At 39.6% G+C, this 22,976-nt stretch carries 21 protein-coding genes; 13 read left to right on the top strand and 8 right to left on the bottom strand.

The annotated features are described in order from the left end of the window. The first annotated feature begins 1 nt into the window (after position 1). From yjgA to FTU95_RS11880, 10 genes are all read left to right on the top strand, one after another. Positions 2-535: a ribosome biogenesis factor YjgA gene (gene yjgA, locus FTU95_RS11925; RefSeq protein ID WP_005172645.1), complete on the top strand. Its 534-nt coding sequence runs from the start codon at positions 2-4 to the stop codon at positions 533-535. A 706-nt stretch (positions 536-1,241) separates the two neighbouring features. Further along, a complete protein-coding gene (locus FTU95_RS11920) occupies positions 1,242-2,510 on the top strand; it encodes a HAMP domain-containing sensor histidine kinase (protein WP_180078615.1) in 1,269 nt (422 codons plus the stop codon). An 84-nt stretch (positions 2,511-2,594) separates the two neighbouring features. After that, positions 2,595-5,345, top strand: a complete 2,751-nt coding sequence (gene glnE, locus FTU95_RS11915) for a bifunctional [glutamate--ammonia ligase]-adenylyl-L-tyrosine phosphorylase/[glutamate--ammonia-ligase] adenylyltransferase (RefSeq protein WP_074384042.1) — start codon at positions 2,595-2,597, stop codon at positions 5,343-5,345. Between the two features lie 24 nt (positions 5,346-5,369). Continuing rightward, positions 5,370-6,296, top strand: coding sequence for a branched-chain amino acid transaminase (locus tag FTU95_RS11910; protein WP_180078614.1), 927 nt, complete (start codon positions 5,370-5,372; stop codon positions 6,294-6,296). A 128-nt stretch (positions 6,297-6,424) separates the two neighbouring features. Beyond that, on the top strand, positions 6,425-7,147 hold the full coding sequence (locus tag FTU95_RS11905; protein WP_180078612.1) for a glycosyltransferase: 723 nt from the start codon (positions 6,425-6,427) through the stop codon (positions 7,145-7,147). 25 nt (positions 7,148-7,172) lie between these two features. After that, positions 7,173-7,916, top strand: coding sequence for a hypothetical protein (locus FTU95_RS11900; RefSeq protein ID WP_180078610.1), 744 nt, complete (start codon positions 7,173-7,175; stop codon positions 7,914-7,916). A 3-nt stretch (positions 7,917-7,919) separates the two neighbouring features. After that, a complete protein-coding gene (locus FTU95_RS11895; protein ID WP_180072068.1) occupies positions 7,920-8,726 on the top strand; it encodes a glycosyltransferase family 25 protein in 807 nt (268 codons plus the stop codon). Between the two features lie 9 nt (positions 8,727-8,735). Next, complete coding sequence (locus FTU95_RS11890; RefSeq protein WP_180072067.1) at positions 8,736-9,107, top strand: capsular biosynthesis protein; 372 nt, start codon at positions 8,736-8,738, stop codon at positions 9,105-9,107. Positions 9,108-9,119: 12 nt separating this feature from the next. Further along, positions 9,120-9,857 (top strand): glycosyltransferase family 2 protein, encoded by a 738-nt coding sequence (locus FTU95_RS11885; protein WP_180072066.1) that lies wholly within the window; start codon positions 9,120-9,122, stop codon positions 9,855-9,857. 5 nt (positions 9,858-9,862) lie between these two features. Then, positions 9,863-11,425 carry a hypothetical protein gene (locus FTU95_RS11880; protein WP_180072065.1) on the top strand — a complete coding sequence of 521 codons (1,563 nt, stop codon included), beginning with the start codon at positions 9,863-9,865 and terminating at the stop codon, positions 11,423-11,425. 45 nt (positions 11,426-11,470) lie between these two features. Here the strand turns inward: FTU95_RS11880 and FTU95_RS11875 are convergent, their stop codons facing one another. From FTU95_RS11875 to FTU95_RS11850, 6 genes are all read right to left on the bottom strand, one after another. Next, positions 11,471-12,484 (bottom strand): WavE lipopolysaccharide synthesis family protein, encoded by a 1,014-nt coding sequence (locus FTU95_RS11875; protein WP_180072064.1) that lies wholly within the window; start codon positions 12,482-12,484, stop codon positions 11,471-11,473. Positions 12,485-12,494: 10 nt separating this feature from the next. Further along, a complete protein-coding gene (locus FTU95_RS11870; protein ID WP_180078608.1) occupies positions 12,495-13,385 on the bottom strand; it encodes a hypothetical protein in 891 nt (296 codons plus the stop codon). Positions 13,386-13,465: 80 nt separating this feature from the next. Further along, positions 13,466-14,329, bottom strand: coding sequence for a lysophospholipid acyltransferase family protein (locus FTU95_RS11865; protein WP_180078606.1), 864 nt, complete (start codon positions 14,327-14,329; stop codon positions 13,466-13,468). A gap of 18 nt (positions 14,330-14,347) precedes the next feature. Further along, positions 14,348-14,569, bottom strand: coding sequence for a hypothetical protein (locus FTU95_RS11860; protein ID WP_004733007.1), 222 nt, complete (start codon positions 14,567-14,569; stop codon positions 14,348-14,350). 114 nt (positions 14,570-14,683) lie between these two features. Beyond that, on the bottom strand, positions 14,684-16,468 hold the full coding sequence (aspS, locus tag FTU95_RS11855) for an aspartate--tRNA ligase (RefSeq protein WP_180078604.1): 1,785 nt from the start codon (positions 16,466-16,468) through the stop codon (positions 14,684-14,686). Positions 16,469-16,630: 162 nt separating this feature from the next. Further along, a complete protein-coding gene (locus FTU95_RS11850) occupies positions 16,631-17,395 on the bottom strand; it encodes a DUF4184 family protein (protein WP_034609136.1) in 765 nt (254 codons plus the stop codon). Between the two features lie 137 nt (positions 17,396-17,532). Between FTU95_RS11850 and znuD the strand changes: the two genes are divergently transcribed. Continuing rightward, positions 17,533-19,686 carry a zinc piracy TonB-dependent receptor ZnuD gene (znuD, locus tag FTU95_RS11845; protein ID WP_180078602.1) on the top strand — a complete coding sequence of 718 codons (2,154 nt, stop codon included), beginning with the start codon at positions 17,533-17,535 and terminating at the stop codon, positions 19,684-19,686. 105 nt (positions 19,687-19,791) lie between these two features. Further along, positions 19,792-21,255, top strand: a complete 1,464-nt coding sequence (locus FTU95_RS11840) for a phospholipase D family protein (RefSeq protein ID WP_180078600.1) — start codon at positions 19,792-19,794, stop codon at positions 21,253-21,255. 83 nt (positions 21,256-21,338) lie between these two features. Here the strand turns inward: FTU95_RS11840 and FTU95_RS11835 are convergent, their stop codons facing one another. Continuing rightward, positions 21,339-21,791 carry a hypothetical protein gene (locus FTU95_RS11835; RefSeq protein WP_005172612.1) on the bottom strand — a complete coding sequence of 151 codons (453 nt, stop codon included), beginning with the start codon at positions 21,789-21,791 and terminating at the stop codon, positions 21,339-21,341. Between the two features lie 179 nt (positions 21,792-21,970). On the opposite strand from FTU95_RS11835, the gene FTU95_RS11830 reads away from it, so the two are divergent. After that, positions 21,971-22,426: an RcnB family protein gene (locus FTU95_RS11830; protein ID WP_005095740.1), complete on the top strand. Its 456-nt coding sequence runs from the start codon at positions 21,971-21,973 to the stop codon at positions 22,424-22,426. A gap of 38 nt (positions 22,427-22,464) precedes the next feature. Here the strand turns inward: FTU95_RS11830 and FTU95_RS11825 are convergent, their stop codons facing one another. Then, the gene (locus tag FTU95_RS11825) at positions 22,465-22,962 is read right to left on the bottom strand and encodes a phosphate-starvation-inducible protein PsiE (protein WP_180078598.1); all 498 of its coding nucleotides are present in this window, start codon (positions 22,960-22,962) and stop codon (positions 22,465-22,467) included. Between the last annotated feature and the right edge of the window lie 14 nt (positions 22,963-22,976).

Genomic DNA, 22,976 nt, shown 5'->3' with positions numbered 1-22,976 from the left:
CGTGGCACGTCGACCGAACAGTTTAACTGAAGAAGATTTCGATTCTTTAGAGGGACGCGCAAGTAAAACCGAACAGAAAAAAGCAGTCCAGCGTATGGCGGCTTTGGGTGCACAGCTGGCTGAGCTGAGTGCTAAACAAATTAAAAACTTGCCTGTTGAAGAGCGTTTGATTGAAGCATTGCTCGATGTACAGGAATTTACCTCACATGAAGCACGTCGCCGTCAATTTTCACGTATTGGTAAATTACTGCGCAATGAAAATGAAACGGTGATTTTATCTTATTTAACACCAAAACAAGGTCTTAAAAAGACAGCCCAATTACAGCGTTGGGTCGATCGAATTGTCAAAGATGGTGACCCAGCCATTAATGAATTTACCAAAACCTATAATGCCACAGAGCGTCATACCTTGCGTCAGCATTATCTTCGCGTACACCGTGATTTAAAGAATCAGGCACCTGAAGCAGAGGTCAATGCGTCTAAGTTAAAGTTATTTAACTATGTACAGCAAGTGGCGTTAATTTCAGACAATTAATTCTTCGTTAAAAAAAGCGGTCTTTTTAGGCTGCTTTTTTTTGTCTTTACCTTAAGTGCACTGTTTCTTGTGTAAAAAATACCCTGAATTGGATTCATTCGTCCTCAGCATGAAATTTCCATTTTTAATGTAAGCTTGAGTGATAAAAAATCACAAAATTTTCGCAATTAATTTGTTAAAGACTGTAATTTCTTTACAATTCAAAGGCTATCTTTCAGACAGTTTTTTTGAGACTTTAAGTTGAGACTCAAGATCATTGTTAAGTATTTTTTAAAAATAAAAAATGAATTTTGAGCGTTATTAGAGAGTGAAGCCAATCTAATTTATTTTTTTAAACGAAATTTAAATCTATATAGTTGAAAAACCATTAACTTTTATTTAAAAGGGGATAAAAATCGATGCTGAGTATTTTTTGGTCAAGAGTATGTTAAAGTAAATACAAATAAACATGCTTAATTTTAGCTTAGATATTGAGTTTCAAATACTTAAGCAGACTTTTTTTGAAGATTAAATTTTCAAGTTATTCTTAATTAATTAAATATCAGTGCCTTGCGGTTATGAGTGTATTTGGATAGAAACAGATTAACAAATCCTTTAACCTATAGGTGAGTTTTCAGCGTTCAGTAAATATAGAATCTTTGTTATTGATTGTATAAATTTGGTCGACAGTGTTTTCTATATTCCATACATATTCAGAGAGGCAGACATGGAACTAAAACTGCTAGAGGTCGGTCAGAATACGGAGCTTTTAAGCTCATGTCGTATATCTCTCATTTTAGGCGTCTATACCTCCAATAATTTACTAGACACCTTCTGTAAGGTTGCCCGTAAAGTCCTAGGCGTTAAAACCAGTATTATTGGATTCCATATGGAGCCGTATATCTGGTACAGCTGTCCGCACGGTTTTCGGGCCTTGCATGCTCCGCAGGAAATTGCCATCCCTACATATCTGCAACAGGCAGATGTCATCGACCAGACTCATCCTGCTTATGCAGAATTGTCGAATTATGTGAAAGAGCTGGGTGTGGCGCATCACCGACTGGTCGCATTTAATTTAAAAGCGAATGCTGGTCAGCCGCTAGGTCAGGTGATTTTTTTTGATGATCAAACTGACAGATTTGATCAGGATGATATTGAGACCGTTAAGCAATTTGCTGAAAGTTTAGTAATTCGAATCCAACTCAATGAAGAACATACTGAGCTGAAAGAACTATACGAACAGCAATGTGCACAAAACTTTAGTACAACCAAATTTTTCCAGATCATCGCACATGATCTGCGTGCGCCATTTCATGGCCTGCTGGGCTTTTCCGAAGTTCTGGCGCAGGAACGTGATACCTTGGATGAGTCCAGTATTCAGAGTATCGCGGATTATTTATATGATAATGCACAATCGACTTATAACCTGCTGGAAAGCTTGCTGACCTGGGCCATGGCCGAGGGCGGACGCTTTGTATATCATCCGATTAATTATGAACTCAAGCAATCCAGTAAAATTGTCTGCAGTGTATTGCACAGTCTGGCGTTGAATAAAAAAATTGAATTAATCGACAATATTCCCGAAGACATTAAAGTCCATGCGGATATCAATATGATTACTTCAGTGTTGCAGAATCTGGTTTCCAATGCGCTGAAATTCACCCCGGTTAATCAAGGCGGTAAAGTCATTTTAGAGGCAGAAATGGACGGTGAGCAGGTTAAAATCACCATTCAGGATACCGGTCTGGGCATGACTGAAGAGCAGATACAGAATCTGTTCAAGCCGACGTTGATGGTGAGTGTCCGAGGTACCGCTGAAGAGAAAGGTGCTGGTTTAGGTTTGGTATTGTGCAAGCGCTTTATTGATCTGAATCATGGTCAAATCGCGGTGGATTCAAAAGAAGGTCGAGGTACGACCTTTACGGTGCGTTTGCCAATGGTCACCAATGATCATCAGGTACTGGTGCTTGAAGATCTGCATGCTGAGAAATCCTAAAAGATAATTTCAAACTAAAACACTCCCCCTGAGACAAAACTCCTGCTATAACTAAGCAGAACGTTTCGGGGGAAGAGTTGAGTGATGAATGCGACACAATTGCAAAAAACCTTAAGAGCAAGCCAATATGCTGAACAGGTATTGGCCAATCACCAGAGCCTCCTGGAACAGGATTATGCAATTGACCAGTTTCAGGCTGCACTCAGTCGGGAATATATTGATCAGCTGGTGCAGCACTGTATCCTGAATATTATAGACGAAGCCGCCTGGATGCGCGCCATGCGTATTCTGCGGGCCCGCCTGATGTTTCGCTGGATCTGGCAGGATGCCAATCAACTGACCGATGTCATCACCCTCACCCGAGAACTCTCCGATTTTGCCGATGCCTGTATTTGTGCAGCCAAAGATTTTGCCCGTATGCCGATTGCTGCCAAGTATGGCCAGCCGATTGCTTATAACGGTAAAGTTCAGGATCTTATTGTCATCGCTATGGGCAAACTCGGCGCGCAAGAACTTAATCTTTCCAGTGATATTGACCTGATTTTTGCCTTCGATGAACAGGGTGAAACCGATGGGCGCAAATGTATCGATGTGCAGCAGTTTTGCATCCTGTGGGGACAAAAACTGATTCACCTGCTGGATCAGATCACGGCGGATGGTTTTGTGTTCCGGGTCGATATGCGCCTGCGTCCTTGGGGTGATGGTTCAGCCCTGGCCATTAGTCATGTGGCCTTAGAAAAATACTTAAGTCAGCATGGCCGTGAATGGGAGCGCTATGCCTGGATCAAGGCGCGTGTTGTCAATCCAAGTCCGGAAGGTGATGCCCTGCTTGATATGACCCGTCCTTTTGTCTTTCGTAAATACGTGGATTACAGTGCTTTTGAAGCCATGCGCGAAATGAAAACCATGATCGAGCGTGAAGTCCAGCGGCGTAATATTGAAGATGATATCAAGCTCGGTGCTGGCGGTATTCGCGAAGTCGAATTTATCGTGCAGGTCTTTCAGCTGATTTATGGTGGAGCCAAACTTGAATTGCAGGATCGCCAATGTCTGGTCAATCTGAACCATCTCGATGATGCCGAACTCTTGGATGAACAGGCAGTCCAAGATCTGGAAGATGCCTATCTGTTCCTGCGCCGGGTGGAACATGCGATTCAGGCCTTAAATGATCAACAAACCCAATCTTTACCGACTGAGCCTGATTTACGTCAGCGAATGGTGGAAACCTTAGGTTTTGCAGACTGGTCAGATTTTATGACTGTCCTGAACCAGAAGCGAGCCAAAGTCATTTATCAGTTTGAGCATCTGATTAAGGAAAATGAACCGGAAACCCAGGTCGAAAGTTTTGTCCAGCTGGAAAAGAAGCTCAACGATGTTCTGGATGATGCCGCCAAGAATCTGGTTCATGAATTCTGGCATGGTCATGCATTGAAAAAGCTACCGGCCAAGGCGATTCAACGTTTAAAAACCTTTTGGCCTTATCTGATTGAAGCGATTCTGGAGTCTGCCAAGCCGCAAATGGCGTTGTTGCGTCTCATGCCCTTGGTTGAGTCGGTGATGCGCCGTACTGTCTATCTAGTCATGCTGATTGAAAGTAAAGGCGCACTGCAACGACTGGTCAAAATGGCCACGGTGAGTCCCTGGATTTGTGAAGAACTCTCGCAATATCCGGTATTGCTGGATGAGTTTCTGTCGATGGATTTTGAGTTGCCGAAACGACAGGATCTGGAAGATTCTTTACGCCAGCAATTACTCCGTATTGAGATTGATCAGGTTGAAGATCAGATGCGGGTATTGCGCCTGTTTAAAAAATCCAATGTCTTAGCCGTCGCAGCCAGTGATGTTCTGGCTGAAAGTCCTTTGATGAAAGTTTCTGATGCCTTAACCGATATTGCCGAAGTATCTGTCAATGCAGCTCTGCATTTGGCCTATCAGATGGTGGCCAAAAGGCATGGTTTTCCCCTCGATGCCGAAGGCAAGCGCTGTTCAATCGAGCATACTGCCTTTGCGGTCATTGGTTATGGCAAGGTCGGTGGCATTGAACTGGGTTATGGCTCGGACTTGGATTTAGTGTTTATTCATTTTATGGGAGAACAGGCCGATACGGATGGACTCAAGCCGATTAGTGGTTTTGAGTTTGCCATGCGTGTAGCACAAAAATTCATGTCATTGATGACCACGCAAACCCTGGATGGGCGGGTCTATGAGGTCGATACCCGTTTACGTCCCTCTGGTGAAGCAGGACTCTTGGTCACCAGTCTGAAAGCCTTTGAGCAATATCAGCTTAAGAGTGCCTGGTTATGGGAGCATCAAGCCTTGGTGCGCGCGCGTCCAATTGCAGGTGAGCTAAGCCTAAGACAAAAATTTGAAATCTTACGCCGTAATATTTTGATTCAGCCTCGTGATGAAAATTATGTGCGGGCAGAAGTGCTGAAAATGCGTCAGAAAATGAAGGATCATCTGGGCTCCTCCAAAGCGCAGAAAAAAGATGGAATTTTTCATTTAAAACAAGATACAGGTGGTATCGTAGACATCGAATTTATGGCACAGTATGCGGTGTTGGCCTGGAGTGGGACGAATAAAGATCTCGCCCATTTCTCCGACAATGTAAGAATTCTTGAGGATACCGCAAAATCAGGTTGCTTATCCAGCGACGATGCGACTGCTCTGATTCAAGCTTATCTCAGTGAACGCGCCGAGAGCCACCGCTTAGCCCTTGCAAATCAATCCATGCAAGTGTCTGCAAGCGACTGGCACGATACCCGAATGACCGTTTGCAAGTTATGGCAAAGACTAATTGATCCAAGTGCAAGCTTTGTGCTGGATAGTGAATAATTGTGAAAAATTGGAGTTTGTGGCATGAATTTGGCTGATCGTGATGGTTTTATTTGGCAAGATGGACAACTGGTTGACTGGCGTGAGGCGAAAACTCACGTATTAACCCATACTTTGCATTACAGCATGGGTGTGTTTGAAGGCGTCCGAGCTTATGAAACTCCGAATGGAACGGCTATTTTCCGTCTAAAAGAACATACCAAGCGTTTGTTGAATTCTGCAAAAATTTATCAAATGAAAGTTCCATTTGATCATGCAACATTAGAACAAGCGCAAATTGATGTGGTGCGTGAAAATAAACTGGCATCTTGCTATTTACGTCCAATCCTTTTTATTGGTTCTGAAAAACTGGGTATTGCTGCAACTGATAACACGATTCATGCTGTGGTTGCGGCATGGAGCTGGGGTGCTTACTTGGGTGAAGAAGCCATGGCGAAGGGTATTCGCGTGAAAACTTCATCATTTACCCACCATCATCCAAACGTGACCATGTGTAAAGCCAAAGCATCTGGGAACTACACGCTGTCGATTCTGGCGCATCAGGAAGTCGCGCATTCGGGTTATGACGAAGCCATGTTACTTGATCCACAAGGCTATGTATGTCAGGGTTCAGGCGAAAACGTATTCCTGGTGACTGACGGTGTAATTCATACCCCTGATATTGCCGGTGGTGCGCTGGATGGTATTACCCGTCAAACCATTATTACCATTGCCAAAGACCTGGGTTATGACGTGGTTGAACGCCGTATTACCCGTGATGAATTCTATATTGCCGATGAAGCGTTCTTTACCGGTACTGCTGCGGAAGTGACACCAATCCATGAATATGATGACCGTCAAATTGGTGAAGGTGTCCGTGGTCCAATCACGACGCAAATCCAGAAAGCTTATTTTGATGCAGTTCAGGGTAAAGATCCTAAATATGCACATTGGTTAACTTACGTGAAATAAGTAATAATTTACTGATTGAAAAAACCTCTCATTTGAGAGGTTTTTTTTAAGGGATATACTTATTCTGCCGAACTTATGTCATCATATTCGGTATCCAGAAGATTTTAAGATGAGCTTAGGCATACGCAATGAGTAACATCGTTATTTGTATGAAATGGGGAACCAAATACGGTTCTGAATACGTCAATCGTTTATACAACATGGTTAAACGACATACGACAGTCGATTTCAAAATGGTCTGTCTGACGGATCGTACGGAAGGAATTAATCCTGAAGTACAATGTTTCCCAATTCCACCTTTGGCATTGCCTGAAGGTGCGCCTGAACGTGGCTGGAATAAGCTGTCCACTTTTGAACCTGATCTGTATGGTTTAGAGGGCAATGCGCTATTTCTCGATCTTGATGTGGTGATTGTCGATAACATCGATGAGTTCTTTAGCTATCCGGGTGATTTTCTGATTATTCATGACTGGAAACGTCCTTGGCGGATTACCGGCAACAGTTCGGTGTATCGTTTTAAACTGGGTGCATTTCCGGGACTTTTACCGTATTTCCGTGAAAATTTTGATGAAATCCGTCAGAAATTCCGTAATGAGCAGGCTTATTTGTCTTGGTATGTAGATAAAGAGGGTAAGCAGACTTATTGGCCAGAAAGCTGGTGTAAGAGTTATAAATATCATTGCCTGCAAAAAATTCCGATGGCTTATTTCAAGCCCCCAGTGAAGCCTGAAGGTGCCAAAATTATTGTGTTTCATGGTGAAATTAATCCACCTGATGCAGTCAATGGCGGTGGTGGTAAATGGTATCGTTATGTGTTGCCATCAAAATGGATTAAGGATGCTTGGCAGTAAGCTGTCATAAATTGGTTTTTTGAACATGCCTGTAAGAAAAAAAAGTAAATTTGAACAGTGGTTTTCATTTAGTCGACATCAACGTCGTTTTGGTGCAGATAAACTATATGCTGAACTTCAGGGTGTTGATATTGAGTTGTTAAAATCTCAAGTGATTGAGGGTAACGAGCTTAAATATACTCATGGCTCAGCAAAAGATCTCAATGAGCATATCGAGCAGCTTAAACATGAATTTGTGGGACAGTCTGCTCTAAACCATTATCATGCAAGCTTGATTGTCTTGATTCGTCGTGAAGTGGACGTTCAAGAAAATTTTGAAAAGTTTAAAGGGCTTTGGACTGTTGAACGAGATTTTCTCTTAAGATCTTTAAATATTCGATGGTTAATTTCAGCGTGTGATACGTTTTTAGATTTGCATGATGATATGACACTCAAAGCAATATTAATGAATGCGGTGGTATTGATTAATACTTTGAAGCTCCAAGAAACTGAACGTTATTTGTGTGATCAATCCTTGCAAGTCAACTTAGAACACCAAACAAAATTACAAACAGAACGTTATGCGTTGTTTGATGGTACTTCAGCTTTTGCTGTTGGAACGGATGATACGTTACGAAACATGCGTTGGCGACTCGACCAAATTTGTGCTGTTCATCCACTGGGGCAGTTGGTGATTGAAATCTTTGATCGCTTACAGCGCGAAGAAAACAATAATGTCTATTCACGTTTTAAGCAGCGCCATACACGTGAAAAAACACGTTGGTGGTAAAATATGCAAATATTCATTATTAATCTAGAATCATCGACGCAACGTTTAGCGTTTCAAAAAGATCAATTCGAAACGTTAAATTTAAACTTTGAGCGTATTGCTGCAGTTTCCACCAATGATATCAGTGACCAAGATTACGAACGATTAGGTTTTGGTTGGCAGCGCCCATTACGAAAAGTTGAAGTTGCGTGTTTTCTGAGTCATAAAAAGGCTTGGGAGAAAATTATATTATCTCAACAGCCTGCTCTGATTTTAGAAGATGATGCCGTAGTTGCTCAAACGATGGCATCAGTATTAGGCGAAATTGATGCTGCAAATTTTTTAGATATTGATCTAATTAATTTTGAAGTAAGAAGCCGTAAAAAAATTATTTCTAAGCAGCCAATGCAAGTGTTGAAGGATTGTCAAATAAAGCTGTTTGATTTATATCAAGACCGAACTGGGGCAGCAGGATATTTACTTTATCCATCGGGTGCTAAAAAGTTATTAAAAAGGCTTGAAAAAACTGCACCTGCAATTGCAGATGGATTTATTTTTAGTGCATATGAATTAAATGTATTACAAGCTGAGCCAGCACTGATTATTCAAGAAGATCAATTACAAGCATATGGTCTAATAGCAGAAAATCAGTTTGACTCTACAATTGGGCGTTCTGAACATTATAACCCCATTTACCGATCTGTCGCTGAGAAGAAAGTATTTAAACAGCGTAGGATTTTAGGGCAATGGCACATGGCTTGTCGTTATTTGCAAGTAATGTTTAAAGCACAAAAGCGGTTTATATTTTTAGACAAAAATCGATTTAAATAGGGTTGTGTAATGAAAAGATTGATTATGGACTTGGATGATACTATTTGCCAAACAGAAAATGGCGATTATATGAATTCGAAACCGATTTATGAAGTAGTAAAAAAAATGAAGGAATATAAAAATAAAGGTTTTGAAATCGTCATTAATACAAGTCGAAATATGAGAACATATCAGGGAAATACAGGAAAAATCACAGCTAATACATTACCTATAATTATAGAATGGCTAAATCAAAATGATGTGCCATATGACGAAATCTATATAGGAAAACCGTGGTGTGGTTTTGAAGGATTTTATGTGGATGATAAAGCTATCCGACCTGATGAGTTTGTAAATTTAGATTATGATGAAATTGAGAAATTAATAGGTTCGTTTAAATAACAAAGGATTGATATGTTTATAATTCCAATGGCAGGCTTAAGTTCTAGATTTTTTAAAGCAGGTTATGTAAAGCCAAAGTATCAGTTAGTGTTGCCTAATAATTTGAGTATGTTTGAGTGGTCTATGAGGTCATTTGAATATTATTTTAAGACAGATACCTTTTTATTTATAGTACGAGATTTATACGAAACACAAGAATTTGTTAAAGAGAAGTGTACTAAGCTTGGGATCTTAAACTTTATTATTGTAGTCTTAAGTGATGAAACAAGAGGTCAAGCCGAGACTGTATATTTAGGTTTAAAAAATATTATAGATAAAGTTGATGTTTTAACTGAAGAAGTATATGTATTTAATATTGATTCATATAGACATCATTTTAAAAAACCAAATATTTCAAAAAAATGTGACGGATATATTGAAGTTTTTCAAGGCGAAGGAGATCATTGGTCTTTTATAGAAATTAATGATAGCGGAAAAGTGATTAGAACGACTGAGAAAGAACGTATATCAAATTTATGTAGTGATGGACTCTATTTTTTCAAAAATGTAAAAAAATATTTGAATTTAGTTGAAAAGGGAATTGAGCATAACAAGTTTGTAAAAGGAGAGCTTTATATAGCACCACTGTATAACTTAATAATTCAGGAAGGTGGTGATATAAGATATGACTTAATTGATATAACTGACATAGAGTTTTGTGGAACTCCTACAGAATTTATGGATATCTCTAATAAAATGTTGGGTACTTAAGTAGTATGATTTTAATAAGTTCATCAGCATATGTTGTAAATGAATTCCAAACTGAGTTGGGCGAAATCCCCCCGTGCTTTTTACCTTTAGGTAATAAAAAATTAATTGAACACCAAGTTTTTCAATTAAGAGATTATTATCCTAACGAGAAAATAATTCTTTCCTTACCTGAATCTTATATTCTATCGTGTAGTGAATCGAAATTATTGGGAGAATTGGATTTAAATTATTTTAGTGTTCCAGATGAATTTACGCTATCAGAATCAATAAGTTATATTCTAAATGTTGTAGATTTTGAATTGGAAACCTTGAAGTTGATTTATGGAGATACATTAATAAGGGAGTTTCCAAGTTTAGAAAATAAAGATTTAATAGGTACGGCATTTACACAAGATGGTTACAAGTGGTTCATAGAAGATCATATTAATGAATTACCATTAGTTTGGTGTGGTTATTTTATATTTTCATCAAAACAAAAATTATTACAGTGTCTTGCTTTAAACAGGGCTGATTTTATTCAGGCTGTACAAATGTATCGTTCTATAGTTCCAATGAATATTTATATATGTGAACAGTGGTTGGATTTGGGACATATTAATACATATTTTCGATCAAGAGCACTCATAACGACTCAGAGATCTTTTAATGATCTAAGTATAAAGAATGGAATTCTTTTTAAATCAGGAGAGCCTAGTCAAAAAATTTTAGCAGAAAGTAATTGGTTTAAAAGTATTCCTACAGAGTTAAAGATTTTTGTACCACATTTAATTCATGAAGCGACCGAACAAAGTGGTAGAGTAACTTATGCACTTGAATATTTGCCTAATCTTCCCCTAAATGAATTATTTGTTCATGGTAAGAATGCCCCTATAGAGTGGAATACTATTTTTTTGCGTATTAGAGAATTCTTAAATATTTCTAGTTTAAGTAATGTGGATAATAATTTATCTGATGTTGTTGGGAAAGATTTTATACAATTAGTAAGAGATAAGACATTCTCAAGACTTTCAAGTATTAAAGAATATAATAGTGTTAATTTAGATACACACAATTTTTATGATGGTTTGGAATTACCCTCATTAAAATATATTTGTAATTATTGTATACAAAAAGTCTTAGAATTAAAGAGTTATCCTTCCATAATGCATGGGGATTTTTGCTTTAGTAATATTCTTTTTGATTCACGTTCTAATAGAATAAAATTAATTGATCCAAGAGGAATTAATGCTAATGGGGAAATTTCTATTTACGGTGATCAAAAATATGATTTGGCTAAATTAACGCATTCAATAATTGGTCTTTATGATCATATTATGGCTGGTCGGTATTTTATCCTTGGCTCTAAAACGAAAAATGTCAGAATTGATTTTGATATAGATCAAAGAATATATGAAATACAAAAAATATATTTAGATTTAATTTTAATTGAAGATTTGGAGACGGAGAAGATTTTACCTCTAGTTATCTTATTATTTGTCTCGATGGTACCTTTACATAGTGATCGTAAAGATAGACAAGAAGCTATGTTATTGAATGCTTTAAGGCTATACAAAGAATATTGCATTTAATTATGTATTTTGTGCTTGTTACTTCAATAAAGTAACAAGCATATTTTATTTAAAAAGAAGAAATAACTTTTGGATTTTTCGATAAGTTCTCTTTAAATTTAATATTCTTTTAAGTAAATATGGAGACCATTTATAAATTTTAGCTAAATTTTGACGAAATTTAATAGAATCTGGAAAGGAATATTTTGGATTCAAATTAATAATAATATTCCTTTTTTTTCTATACATTTCTAAAATATCATTTGTAGAATAACAGAAAAGATTGCAAAATTCAGAATCATAAGATTTTTGAAATTTAGGCATACTTAGGTCAATATCTTTAGGGTGACATATGAAAAAAGTATCAACTAGAATATTTTCAAAATTGCTAATTATTTCTTTATTATGATCATTGTGGAATGCTATTGGAAATTTTTCTTCTTTGAAAAGAAAGTTTAAACAGAGCCATTGTTCTACTGCATATCTAGACCTAAATTTTTTTTCTATCGTATTTGAAAAAATAGCATGAGGGTACCTTTCATACCAACTTGCATATTCTTCAGTATAATAAGGGCAGGAAAAATATCGTATTAAATCCTCTTTTAAGCCCAGTAAAAGAATGTCACTTATATGGTAAGGAAGTCTTTCATTAAAATTAGGATTAAGAGAGTATAATGAAATAGTGATAATTCTTTCAGAGGATTTTTTAATATCTCTTGTATCACTATAATTTAAAATTTGATTCCATATTTCTAAAATTTTATCTGATTTTAACGTTTGATCTGTTCTTAATTTTAATATTAACTCTCTATCTGATGCTTCAATCCCAGCATAAGTTGACTTTATTTGTCTATTGATATTGTTAACTCTAGAATCAAATTTGAGTGGTGAAAGTACACCTATATCTTCATTAATAATAACTTTATCGAAAATATTTTCTATATCTTCAAAAAACTCATTTGTTGATAAGATGATTTGACAATTTTTAAATTTCTCTCTTAAAATTTTGACATTTTTATTTATTGAGTATTCCTGATAAATAGGACCTTGAATTACTATAGAAAGTTGATCTGATTTCATGATTTATTACTTAATTTACAAGGAGGTTGGTAATTATTAGAACAAGAATTAATATGATAGCTAGACTAAATTTAAAGTATTTTTTATATTTTTCATTGTTATGACCCTTTATTTTATAGTAAAGATTCTTATTAGTAGGACGTACAATAATATTATTTTTCGAATCAAATCTCACTACATCATAGTTATATAAATAAAATTGATGGCTCATATTACGTCTAACAATACTTTCATGAAAAGACATTTCAGGATGAAAACTAAAAGTAGGAAATTGATTTGGATAATCTATATAAAATTTTTCAAAGAAGTTAAAGTCTTTAAAGTAGTTTTTAATAGAAGTCTCTGAAAATAATAAAAATATATCAGACGCTTTATATACTGATTGCATTTTTTGTTCGGTAATTAGCATTGAAGGATAATTACTAAAACTGATTACAGTATTTGCACTTATAATAAATTCTTTGATAAAATTATTTAAATTGAATTCAGTATTCAATTTTACATCAGGTCTAATAACTATTACATAATCATATTCTATGTTATGTATTTTTTGATAATTAGATTTTAGTAAGTATGCTTCATGCATACTATGTAGCATATACTTTAAACCATGTAAAGGAACACTATTTTTTTTTAATTTTGAGTCTTTATCTTTTGAGTACTCTCCTATATCTTCTATAAAGTTTTGATGTTCTACCTTAATGGATTTAGGTTTATAAATTCCCTCTACTTTATGTAGGTTTAGATTATCATTTTTATTTTTAAATCGACTGGTATCTGTTATATCCCATGTATGGATAAAAACATCGCAGTCATATTTTTCTAGTAGATTAGCTTTTAAAGATTGAGAACACTCTTGAAAAGTTCTCATATGTCCAAATAATAATACAGCTAATTTCATATATGATTCAGATAAAAACTATTTCATGAATTATAACGTTTTTCTGAATTAATAAGAAGATAGTTTTCTACAAACTAATTTTACTTGTAGAAGTCAAAAATATTTTTTAACCTCCTAAACCTTTTATATCCCCACAAATACTGTTCTGGAGCGACATTAATCATGCGCTCCATTTCTTTATTTAAGGTATCAACAGAAAGCTGTAAATCCTTCGATAAAATATCATTTGATAATTCAGTCACGTAAATATCATAACCCGATAAATCTTCACGTCTTAAACAACTGAGTCCAACCACAGAGCATTGTGTTTTAGCCGCAAGTTTGGAAAGAAGCGTAGAAGATAGCGCATTTTGACCATAAAAATAAGAATAGATTCCACCAGATTCTTTCGGGACATGATCCGGTAAAATCGCAGAAAAACCACCCTGTTTGAGATGCTTAAATAAAGCACGCACACCAGAATCATCGGTCGGAACCAGTGTCGCATTCAGACGTTGCCGAGCTTCCAGCATAAAGCGATCGACATCTTCATTTTTGCTGGGCTTATACATAATCACAGGAGAGGTATGTTGATTGACCCAGACATTCAACAGCTCCCACGTGCCAAAATGAGGCACTACCGCCAAGCAGCCATGCGGGTTTTTTAAAGCCTGAATAAATAAATCTGCACCATGCACATCTCGAATTAAAGACAGCGCATAATCTGGTGATGAACCCCAAATCTTGACCGATTCCGCATAGGTCATACACTGACTTTTCAGGCTGCGTTTGCTTAAATCAGCACGTTCAGATTTCGAAAGTTCTGGATAAGCAGAGGCCAGATTAATCTCAGTTACTCGGCGTGCAGAAGAATGGCTGAGATACAAAAGAGATCCAGCCAGTTGCGCAAGATTTTGAATAAATCTTAATGGAAATTTGGAGAAATTTTTCAGTAAGGTGTACATGCTATCCAGAGCGTCAGATTATAGGTCTTTATCTGGATTGCCCTTCAGCACCATATAAATCAAACCGACGAAAATCAGTAAGGCACCTAAAATACTGCTCAGGCAAAAATACACAATACGTTCATTGGTATCGAGGTTGAACAGGTTGTTGGCAAGGATATAACGCATGAACAGCCATTGAACCACTGAAAATACAATAAGCATAATGCTGCGATTACGAACTGCAGGACGCATAGCCATTGCGAATTACCTTAGATTAAAAACTATCGCTATTATGCCACTGTTCCAGAGTCGACTCAATCACACAAAAAAAGCCCCGCGCAAGGCAGGGCTTTTCACTTAAATCTTCAAGAATTATTCTTGAGATTCAGCTTTTGGTTTTTCACGTAAGCGAATACCAAGGTCACGCAGTTGGTTTGATTCAACTGGTGCCGGTGCTTGCGTCAATGGACATTCCGCAGTTTTGGTTTTCGGGAATGCGATCACGTCACGGATTGAAGATGCACCAGTCATCAACATTACCAGACGGTCAAGACCGAATGCCAAACCACCATGTGGAGGTGCGCCATAACGTAAAGCATTGAGCAAGAAGCTGAATTTCTCTTCCGCTTCTTCTTCATCAATGCCTAAAGCTTCAAAAATCGCTTTTTGCATTTCAAGGTTATGAATACGCAGCGAACCACCACCCACTTCAGTACCGTTCAATACCATATCGTAAGCAACAGAAAGTGCAGCACCCGGGTTGTTTTTCACCTCTTCAACGCTTGATTTCGGTAGCGTGAATGGGTGATGCACAGAGGTCCATTTGCCATCGTCAGTTTCTTCGAACATCGGGAAGTCAACGACCCAAAGCGGTGCCCACTCACATGTTGCCAATTTCATGTCATGGCCGACTTTAATACGTAAAGCACCCATCGCATCGTTTACGATTTTGGCTTTGTCCGCACCGAAGAATACGATGTCGCCATTTTCAGCGCCCACACGTTTCAACAGGTCCAGCACGATTGGCTCGATGAATTTCACGATTGGAGACTGAAGACCTTCGATGCCTTTTTCAAGTTCGTTGACTTTGATATAAGCCAAACCTTTTGCACCGTAGATACCGACAAATTTGGTGTATTCATCAATCTGGCTACGTGGCAATGAACCTGCGCCCGGTACGCGAAGCGCAACGATACGGCCTTTCGGGTCTTTAGCAGGACCTGCGAATACTTTGAATTCAACGTCTTGCATCATATCTGCAACGTCAACCAGTTTCAAAGGAATACGCATATCCGGTTTGTCAGATGCATAGTCACGCATTGCATCGGCATAAGTCATACGTGGGAATTTGTCGAATTCAACATTTAAAAGTTCTTTGAACATTTTAACTGTCAAGGTTTCCATCAAATCCATAATGTCATCGTCACTCATGAACGATGTTTCAACGTCAATCTGGGTAAATTCTGGCTGACGATCTGCACGCAGGTCTTCGTCACGGAAACATTTTGCGATTTGGTAGTAACGATCGATACCGCCGACCATCAACAACTGTTTGAATAGCTGTGGAGATTGTGGCAGTGCATAGAAGCTACCGTTTGATACACGGCTTGGTACCAGATAGTCACGCGCGCCTTCTGGGGTTGCACGGGTCAAAATCGGAGTTTCAACGTCTAGGAAACCATTGTCTTCGAAGTAGTTACGAATCAGGTTGGTCAATTTAGAACGGAAACGTAGGCGATCTAACATTTCTGGACGACGGATGTCCAAGAAACGGTATTTCAAACGAACTTCTTCAGAAATATTGGTGTTTTCGTCATTCAAAGGGAATGGCGGAGTGTCTGACTGAGCAAGAACTTCAATTTCTTTACCCAAGACTTCGATCTGACCGCTCACCATATTGGCATTTTCTGTGCCTTCATAACGGCGACGTACACGGCCTGTAATTTTTAATACGAATTCTGAACGTACTTTGTCCGCAGTTGCGAATGCTTCAGGGGTATCCGGGTCAATAACCACTTGAACAAGACCGTCACGGTCACGCATATCAAGGAAAATCACACCACCGTGGTCACGGCGACGGTGAACCCAACCGCATAATGTTACAGTCTGGTCAATTTGAGTTTCGGTTAAAGAACCGCAGTAATGAGTTCGCATCATAGCGTTAGAAATCCAACTATATGGGTTAAGGTCAGCGAATACGTAAACAGCGTACCGCTTTGAGTAGAGGTAGGATTATGCCTCTTTGGGCATGTTGTCACAAGAACTTGGGTCAAAAACAATATCATTTTAAAGTGAATGAGATAAAAGCCAGCACTTTGCTTAGCCCATCCGGCGATCGCGATCTAAAAATAAAAACAGCAAACAGCCCAGACTAAAGGTGATCAGAAAACCCTGACTGAATTGATTGATGGAACGGCCGGTAAAATAGTACAGATCGGATTGCCAGACTTCTGTAGAGATATAACGTGCATAATCCCAGACTGAAAATAGGCCAGTGAATATCGAAAACAGCAATAATCCGCAGGCATAAGCTTTGATTTTCAGGTTCACTGCCAGATATTGCTGATGTTTTTTATAGTAATGCACGCTCATCCACAGCATAAACGGTAAGGCCAGAAAGGAAGTGCCGATTTGTAAAATTCGATGCAGCGGATAACTGTGTCCAAAAAGCTGAAATGGTCGTGCTAGAAAATCATGAAAAGCAAAAGTACGAAAGTCTACATGAGTCAAACCATCCCAGATTAAATGCGTGGCAGTACCGATGATCACCGCCAGACAAACTGCCAGAAAAAACTTGAATGCTGAAATGAGAGTGTGAATATTTAGATCATGCTGAATTCCGACAAAGCGGTAAATGGCTGGCCGATATAGAGCATACCAGATTGCACAAAAGCCCAACCCGATCCACAGGTCTGGATGAATCAGCGAGGACCATAAATGCGTAACATTCGAATTGCTGGAACTAAACAGACGATGTAAATCGGGCACCATACAGCCAATCGCCAATGCAGCAATCGGAAGCCGGTTTCCGCTTAAACGTGAAAGAGGTGGCGCAAGTACAGCATGAGACAGGGTAAAGGGCATAAAAGTTTTTTTAAAGATGAAAATAACCAGAAAACACATTCTAATAAAATATGCGATGGATTATCGTAAAGGATTGCAAAAACAATGAAATGTTATATTATAACATTCATCCAAAATGGTGAATTTGAGCTTCAGTCATGTCCTTCCCTAAGAATCTAATAACACTTTCAATTTTTGCTGTAGCTGCCCCTACAGTTTTTGCAGAACAGACCTCATCTTCCATTCCCGTGCAGACCATGGACACCATTCAGGTGCAAGCTCATCCACTGGTGCAGACTGCAGCGGACTTTGCGGTAGCGGATCATGTTGTAGATCAGAAAGCCTTGTCTGAACGTGCAACCACCATTGGAGATGCATTGGCAGATGAACTGGGCGTATATTCTAACCAGTTTGGTACGGGGGCCAGCCGTCCGGTGATTCGTGGGCAAGATGGGCCACGTGTCAAAGTCTTGCAGCATGCTTCAGAGACAGCCGATGTTTCCACGTTATCTCCAGATCACGCCGTCACCGTCGATCCGATTTTGGCAAAACAGGTCGAAGTGATTCGTGGGCCATCGACGTTGCTCTATGCAGCAGGAACAGTGGGTGGTCTGGTCAATGTCACCGATCAAAAAATTCCAACGCAAATGCCTGAAGATGGTCTGGAAGGTACAGTCGGTCTGCGCTATAACACGGGCAGTGATGAGAAACTGGCGAGTGCAGGAATTACGGCTGGAATTGGTGAAAATTTTGCTTTGCGTGTAGAAGGCTCAAAACGTAAGGCCAATGATTATATTGCCCCTGGTTATTTTGATACGCATACCCACAAAGAAGAGCATGTTGAAGATAATGGTGAGATTCATATACATGAGCATGAACATAGTGTAAAAAAACGCCGTGTAGACAATACCTTTGCCGAAGGGCAAACGGTGAATATTGGTGGATCATGGATCCATGACCGTGGTTTTGTCGGCTTATCTTATAGCAACCGTCAGGATCAGTATGGTCTGCCAGGACACAGCCATGAATATCATGAGTGTCATCCGCATGGCAATGAGCTGCACTGTGGTGGACATGGTGCAAGTGCAGGACAAAATGTTGTTGATCAGCATGGACATGGTGGTCCTTGGGTTGACTTAAACTCTGAACGCTATGAGCTTCGTACTGAGCTTCTTGACCCAATTGCAGGTTTTGAAAAGCTTCGTGCGCATGCCAGTGTAACGGATTATGAACATGACGAGCTTGAAGAAGGACAAGTGGTCAGCAACTTTAAAAGTAAAGCGTATGATACACGTCTAGAGCTTGTACATACTCCTGTTGCAGGTTGGGAAGGGGTGATTGGTGCGCAATATAGCCAGCAAGATATTGATTTGTCAGGTATGGTAGAAAAGCACGGCAATCATTCGCATGAAACAGTAATGATGCCAGATACCAAAACCCAAAAGTACAGTCTTTTTGGTCTGGAACATAAACAATTGGGTGATGTGCATGTAGAGCTTGGCGCACGTATAGAACATCAGAAAATTGATGTGGACTCACATCAATTTTCTGATTATTCAGACACAGGCGTTTCAGCATCTGCTGCGGCAAATTGGGAATTTGCACCACAGTATAAATTATCGATTGTTGGTTCACATCAACAGCGTTTACCACTTGCACAAGAGTTATATGCGGATGGTGTTCACTTTGCGACTAGTACCTATGAACGTGGGAATGCTGCGCTTGATGTAGAAAAGTCAAATAACCTTGAGCTTGGTTTCCACTTTGAAGGTGAAAAGTTAGATTATCATGTGCATGTTTATCACAATTGGTTTGATAACTATATTTATGGCGCGATCACAGATGATGAAGATGACGGCGCATTTCGTTTAATTGATTACACGCAAGACCAAGCCAGATTCTATGGCACTGAGGCTCAAGCCGGTTATCAAATCAATGATATGTACAAGCTGAGTGTATTTGGCGATTATGTGCGTGGCAAAATTGAAGCTGAGAATGCACCACGTATTCCTGCCGGTCGCTTAGGCAGCAAAGTGGAAGCAGATTTTGCCGATGGCTGGTCAGGTCTGGCTGAATATTATCATGTCTTCAATCAGGACAAAATTGCCAGTTATGAAGAGGAAACCCAAGGCTACAACATGGTCAATCTGGGCTTAAGCTATACCAATACCCTTGCAGATAACAAGGCTTATCGGGTGTATTTCAAGGCCAATAACCTGCTCGATGATCAGGTCTATTCCCATACTTCATTCCTGTCGAATATTCCGCAAGTCGGTCGTAACTTTAGCGTCGGTGTGCAGTATGATTTCTAAAGCAGTGATGAAATAACTGACCAAATCAAAGAGATGTCACTGAAATTGACTTGAAAAATCATCTGATAAAACCTAGCCTGAGCATATTGGGTTAGGTTTTTTCTTATGCGTATCTTTCAACGAATTCACAATAAACTGAACTGGTCAAATCGCCGTTATGCGGCATTGATTATCAGTCTACTGGCGGTCAGTTATCTGGCATCTGCTGTTTATCATACTTATAAGCCTTTACCAGAAGGTCTGAATTACACCGGCAAGCTGCGCCATGCCGAAGTCAAGTTTCTGGCCGACCGGACTTATCTGGATGCCGAAGGAAAACAGCACTTAGATCATCGTATTTTTAATGAAATGCTGAAAATGATTGAAGAAGCCAAATCGCTGATTGTGCTGGACATGTTTTTATTTAATCAGCAAACCGGTGCATCTACGCAGCAACATCAGGCACTGAGTCAACAGTTGAGCGATGCCTTAATCAGTAAACGTCTGCTGCAACCGCAAGTTGAAATCAAGTTCATTACCGATCCGATCAATTCAGTCTATGGCGGAATTCAGTCCGAGCAGTATCGCAAGTTACGTCAGCATGGTATCGATGTAATTGAAACCAATCTGATCCCTTTGCGGGCGTCCAATCCGAGCTGGTCGGGGTTCTGGTATTTATGTTGTCAGGGCATTGGTAATAATCCGGAAAAAGGCTGGTTGCCGAATCCATTTGGCCCAGAAAAAATTACTCTGCGCAGTTATTTTGATTTATTTAACTTTAAAGCCAATCATCGTAAAACCTTGGTGGTAGACACCGATCAGGGCTGGAAAGCGCTGGTCACCTCCATGAATCCGCATGATGGGAGTTCGCGGCATTCCAATATCGGTTTATTGGTCTGGGGAACCACAGCCGTGGATATTCTGAGAACAGAACAATCGGTCGGCATCATGTCACAGGCCAATATGCCAGCCATTATCGCGGGCGATTTTCAGGCAGAAAATACCCAGCCACAAGTTCAGGTCCTGACGGAAAAAGCCATTTATAATGCGACTTTAAATCTGATTCAGACGGCGAAAGAAAATGAACAGATTGATCTGGCCATGTTTTATCTGTCCGAGCGCAAGATTATTAAAAGTCTGATCGCGGCGCATGAACGCAAGGTTAAGGTTCGGGTTTTACTCGATCCCAATAAAGATGCCTTTGGCCGTGAGAAAAACGGGATTCCAAACCGACAGGTGGCTTCGGAACTGCACAAGGCAGGCATTGATGTACGTTGGTGCAATACCCAGGGTGAGCAATGTCATAGCAAAATATTGATGAAGCGTAATGCTCAGCAGGCTGAAATGATTTTAGGCTCGGCCAATTTCACCGCACGCAATCTGAAAAACTATAATCTGGAAACCAATATGCGCGTGCTGGGTCAGCATCAGGCAGAAGTGTTTAAAGATGCCCAACAATATTTTGATGGTGCATGGTCAAATCTGAATGGCCGTGTGATGAGTGTGGACTATAGACAATATGAAGACAATTCATGGTCTAAATATTGGCTGTATCGCTTTATGGAATGGAGCGGCTGGTCGACGTTTTAGCATCTCTAATAATCTCCCTAAATCCCTCTTTTGAAAAGAGGGACTTTACCTCCCTTTTTTAAAGGGAGGGTAGGAGGGATTTTTTAAGGCCCCGGATTCGGTGGAACCAGTTCATCCAGTTCTTTATCGGACAATGCTTCAAGTTCAGCAAGATCCGTTTTAATTTTCCATTGCTCTTCATGGTCGACCGGATTGGGTAAACGTGCTTCTAGCCAGTCACATACGACATCTGGCGGGAAGTCGGCATGATTACATTGAATCACCCAAGACAAGAAATCTTTGGCGACACCATTCATATACGGTGGTGGCGATACTGGCAGGAACTGAGTCGGAAGACGTTCATTTTTAGAAATATAATTCAGGACATGACCTAGTTCCTGTACGGTCTGCCAAGCCAACGGATGATCTACATTGATCTGAAATTTAAACCACCATGCCTGTTTGCCATCTGAACCATAGCTATCAATCCGTTCTTTTTGAACACTCGGCACTTTAGAAAAATATTCATGTAAACGATCGAAATTTAAATCAGACACAGTATTCAACTCGAAACATTAAAAAAGTGATTTTAGCATAAAGCAGTCGCCTGCCGATGGGCCTGCTAGATTGAAAATACGCAGGCACATTACAAAAAATTGCAGGGTCAGTAAGCGTATTCATATTTTCTGCATTTATTTTGTTTAAAATATAGACGAGTGATTGAGAGGAAGCTCAAATGAAAATAGTGTTATTGAGTGCAATATTTGCTGCATTGCTATTGGGGGCTTCTGCACAGACGATGGCCGGAAACGCTTGGGGCGGATATACAGGGGTTGAACGTTCTAAGCCGAATTACCGCGCTGCACCATCACGCTCTTATGATCCACCACGGCACTCTTATCCGCAGCGTCCGATGCCACCTAGACCACATTACCCGCAACGACCGACCCATTGGGGTTATCCGCCTGCTCAAAGTCAAAGTGGTCTCAATATCCAGTATCAGGCACCGACCACGATTTATCAAAATTCCAATAGCTATAGCTGGGTGAATGGCGATCCGAATGTGGCTCGAATTGAAAGTTCAAGATATAGCGTTATCAGTGACTGGCAGCGTCTGGGCTTACCTGCACCACCGCGTGGCAGTTACTGGATTTATGAAAATGGACGTTATGTGCTGGTGCCGAATCGTTAAGTTAAAAATCCCCCTTTATTCAAGGGGGATTTTTTATATCAAGCCAACTCATCATCTTCCGGACGAGGCGTTTTGCCTTGTGGCACTGGTTTCTCGCTGTGTTTGTCACGAATCACCGATGGGTAGGTCCATGACGCATAGCGCACCACTAAAATGGCAAATGCCATAATCAGGATCGAACCGGTAATAATCACCAGATCCATACTGGCTTTATGCGTGTGCTGAATGTCCGCAATGAGCAAGCGGGTCAGTGCGGTAATGGCAATATAAATCAGGAAGCGTACCGGCATATGATTGGTTTTAAAATAGATCCCAACCATGGCACCGAGTTCGAGATAGATGAACAGTAAAAGAATATCGTCAATGGTGGCGAACTGTTTAACGGTTAGAATGTCGACGACGGTATGACCGGCAGACCAGATCACCATACAGCCAATAATAAACAGCGCAATATAATGAAAACTTTCTACAGCAAGATTACCAAAACGGTCGAGGAGGGCTTCAAGTTTTTCAACTTTGGGATGGGGTTTCGGCATAAGATCCTCCTGAT

It is taken from the genome of Acinetobacter sp. YH12208, assembly GCF_013418055.1.
Taxonomy (GTDB): domain Bacteria; phylum Pseudomonadota; class Gammaproteobacteria; order Pseudomonadales; family Moraxellaceae; genus Acinetobacter; species Acinetobacter pseudolwoffii.
Note: the sequence above shows the minus strand (reverse complement) of the source record. Positions and strands in the feature narration are given on the sequence as shown.

What these genes read in the sequence shown, in the direction of transcription:
- FTU95_RS11920 (WP_180078615.1), top strand. Translation starts at nt 1,242, where the DNA reads ATGGAACTAAAACTGCTAGAGGTCGGTCAGAATACGGAGCTTTTAAGC.
- glnE (WP_074384042.1), top strand. Translation starts at nt 2,595, where the DNA reads ATGAATGCGACACAATTGCAAAAAACCTTAAGAGCAAGCCAATATGCT.
- FTU95_RS11910 (WP_180078614.1), top strand. Translation starts at nt 5,370, where the DNA reads ATGAATTTGGCTGATCGTGATGGTTTTATTTGGCAAGATGGACAACTG.
- FTU95_RS11905 (WP_180078612.1), top strand. Translation starts at nt 6,425, where the DNA reads ATGAGTAACATCGTTATTTGTATGAAATGGGGAACCAAATACGGTTCT.
- FTU95_RS11900 (WP_180078610.1), top strand. Translation starts at nt 7,173, where the DNA reads ATGCCTGTAAGAAAAAAAAGTAAATTTGAACAGTGGTTTTCATTTAGT.
- FTU95_RS11895 (WP_180072068.1), top strand. Translation starts at nt 7,920, where the DNA reads ATGCAAATATTCATTATTAATCTAGAATCATCGACGCAACGTTTAGCG.
- FTU95_RS11890 (WP_180072067.1), top strand. Translation starts at nt 8,736, where the DNA reads ATGAAAAGATTGATTATGGACTTGGATGATACTATTTGCCAAACAGAA.
- FTU95_RS11885 (WP_180072066.1), top strand. Translation starts at nt 9,120, where the DNA reads ATGTTTATAATTCCAATGGCAGGCTTAAGTTCTAGATTTTTTAAAGCA.
- FTU95_RS11880 (WP_180072065.1), top strand. Translation starts at nt 9,863, where the DNA reads ATGATTTTAATAAGTTCATCAGCATATGTTGTAAATGAATTCCAAACT.
- FTU95_RS11875 (WP_180072064.1), bottom strand. Translation starts at nt 12,484, where the DNA reads ATGAAATCAGATCAACTTTCTATAGTAATTCAAGGTCCTATTTATCAG.
- FTU95_RS11870 (WP_180078608.1), bottom strand. Translation starts at nt 13,385, where the DNA reads ATGAAATTAGCTGTATTATTATTTGGACATATGAGAACTTTTCAAGAG.
- FTU95_RS11865 (WP_180078606.1), bottom strand. Translation starts at nt 14,329, where the DNA reads ATGTACACCTTACTGAAAAATTTCTCCAAATTTCCATTAAGATTTATT.
- FTU95_RS11860 (WP_004733007.1), bottom strand. Translation starts at nt 14,569, where the DNA reads ATGGCTATGCGTCCTGCAGTTCGTAATCGCAGCATTATGCTTATTGTA.
- aspS (WP_180078604.1), bottom strand. Translation starts at nt 16,468, where the DNA reads ATGATGCGAACTCATTACTGCGGTTCTTTAACCGAAACTCAAATTGAC.
- FTU95_RS11850 (WP_034609136.1), bottom strand. Translation starts at nt 17,395, where the DNA reads ATGCCCTTTACCCTGTCTCATGCTGTACTTGCGCCACCTCTTTCACGT.
- znuD (WP_180078602.1), top strand. Translation starts at nt 17,533, where the DNA reads ATGTCCTTCCCTAAGAATCTAATAACACTTTCAATTTTTGCTGTAGCT.
- FTU95_RS11840 (WP_180078600.1), top strand. Translation starts at nt 19,792, where the DNA reads ATGCGTATCTTTCAACGAATTCACAATAAACTGAACTGGTCAAATCGC.
- FTU95_RS11830 (WP_005095740.1), top strand. Translation starts at nt 21,971, where the DNA reads ATGAAAATAGTGTTATTGAGTGCAATATTTGCTGCATTGCTATTGGGG.
- FTU95_RS11825 (WP_180078598.1), bottom strand. Translation starts at nt 22,962, where the DNA reads ATGCCGAAACCCCATCCCAAAGTTGAAAAACTTGAAGCCCTCCTCGAC.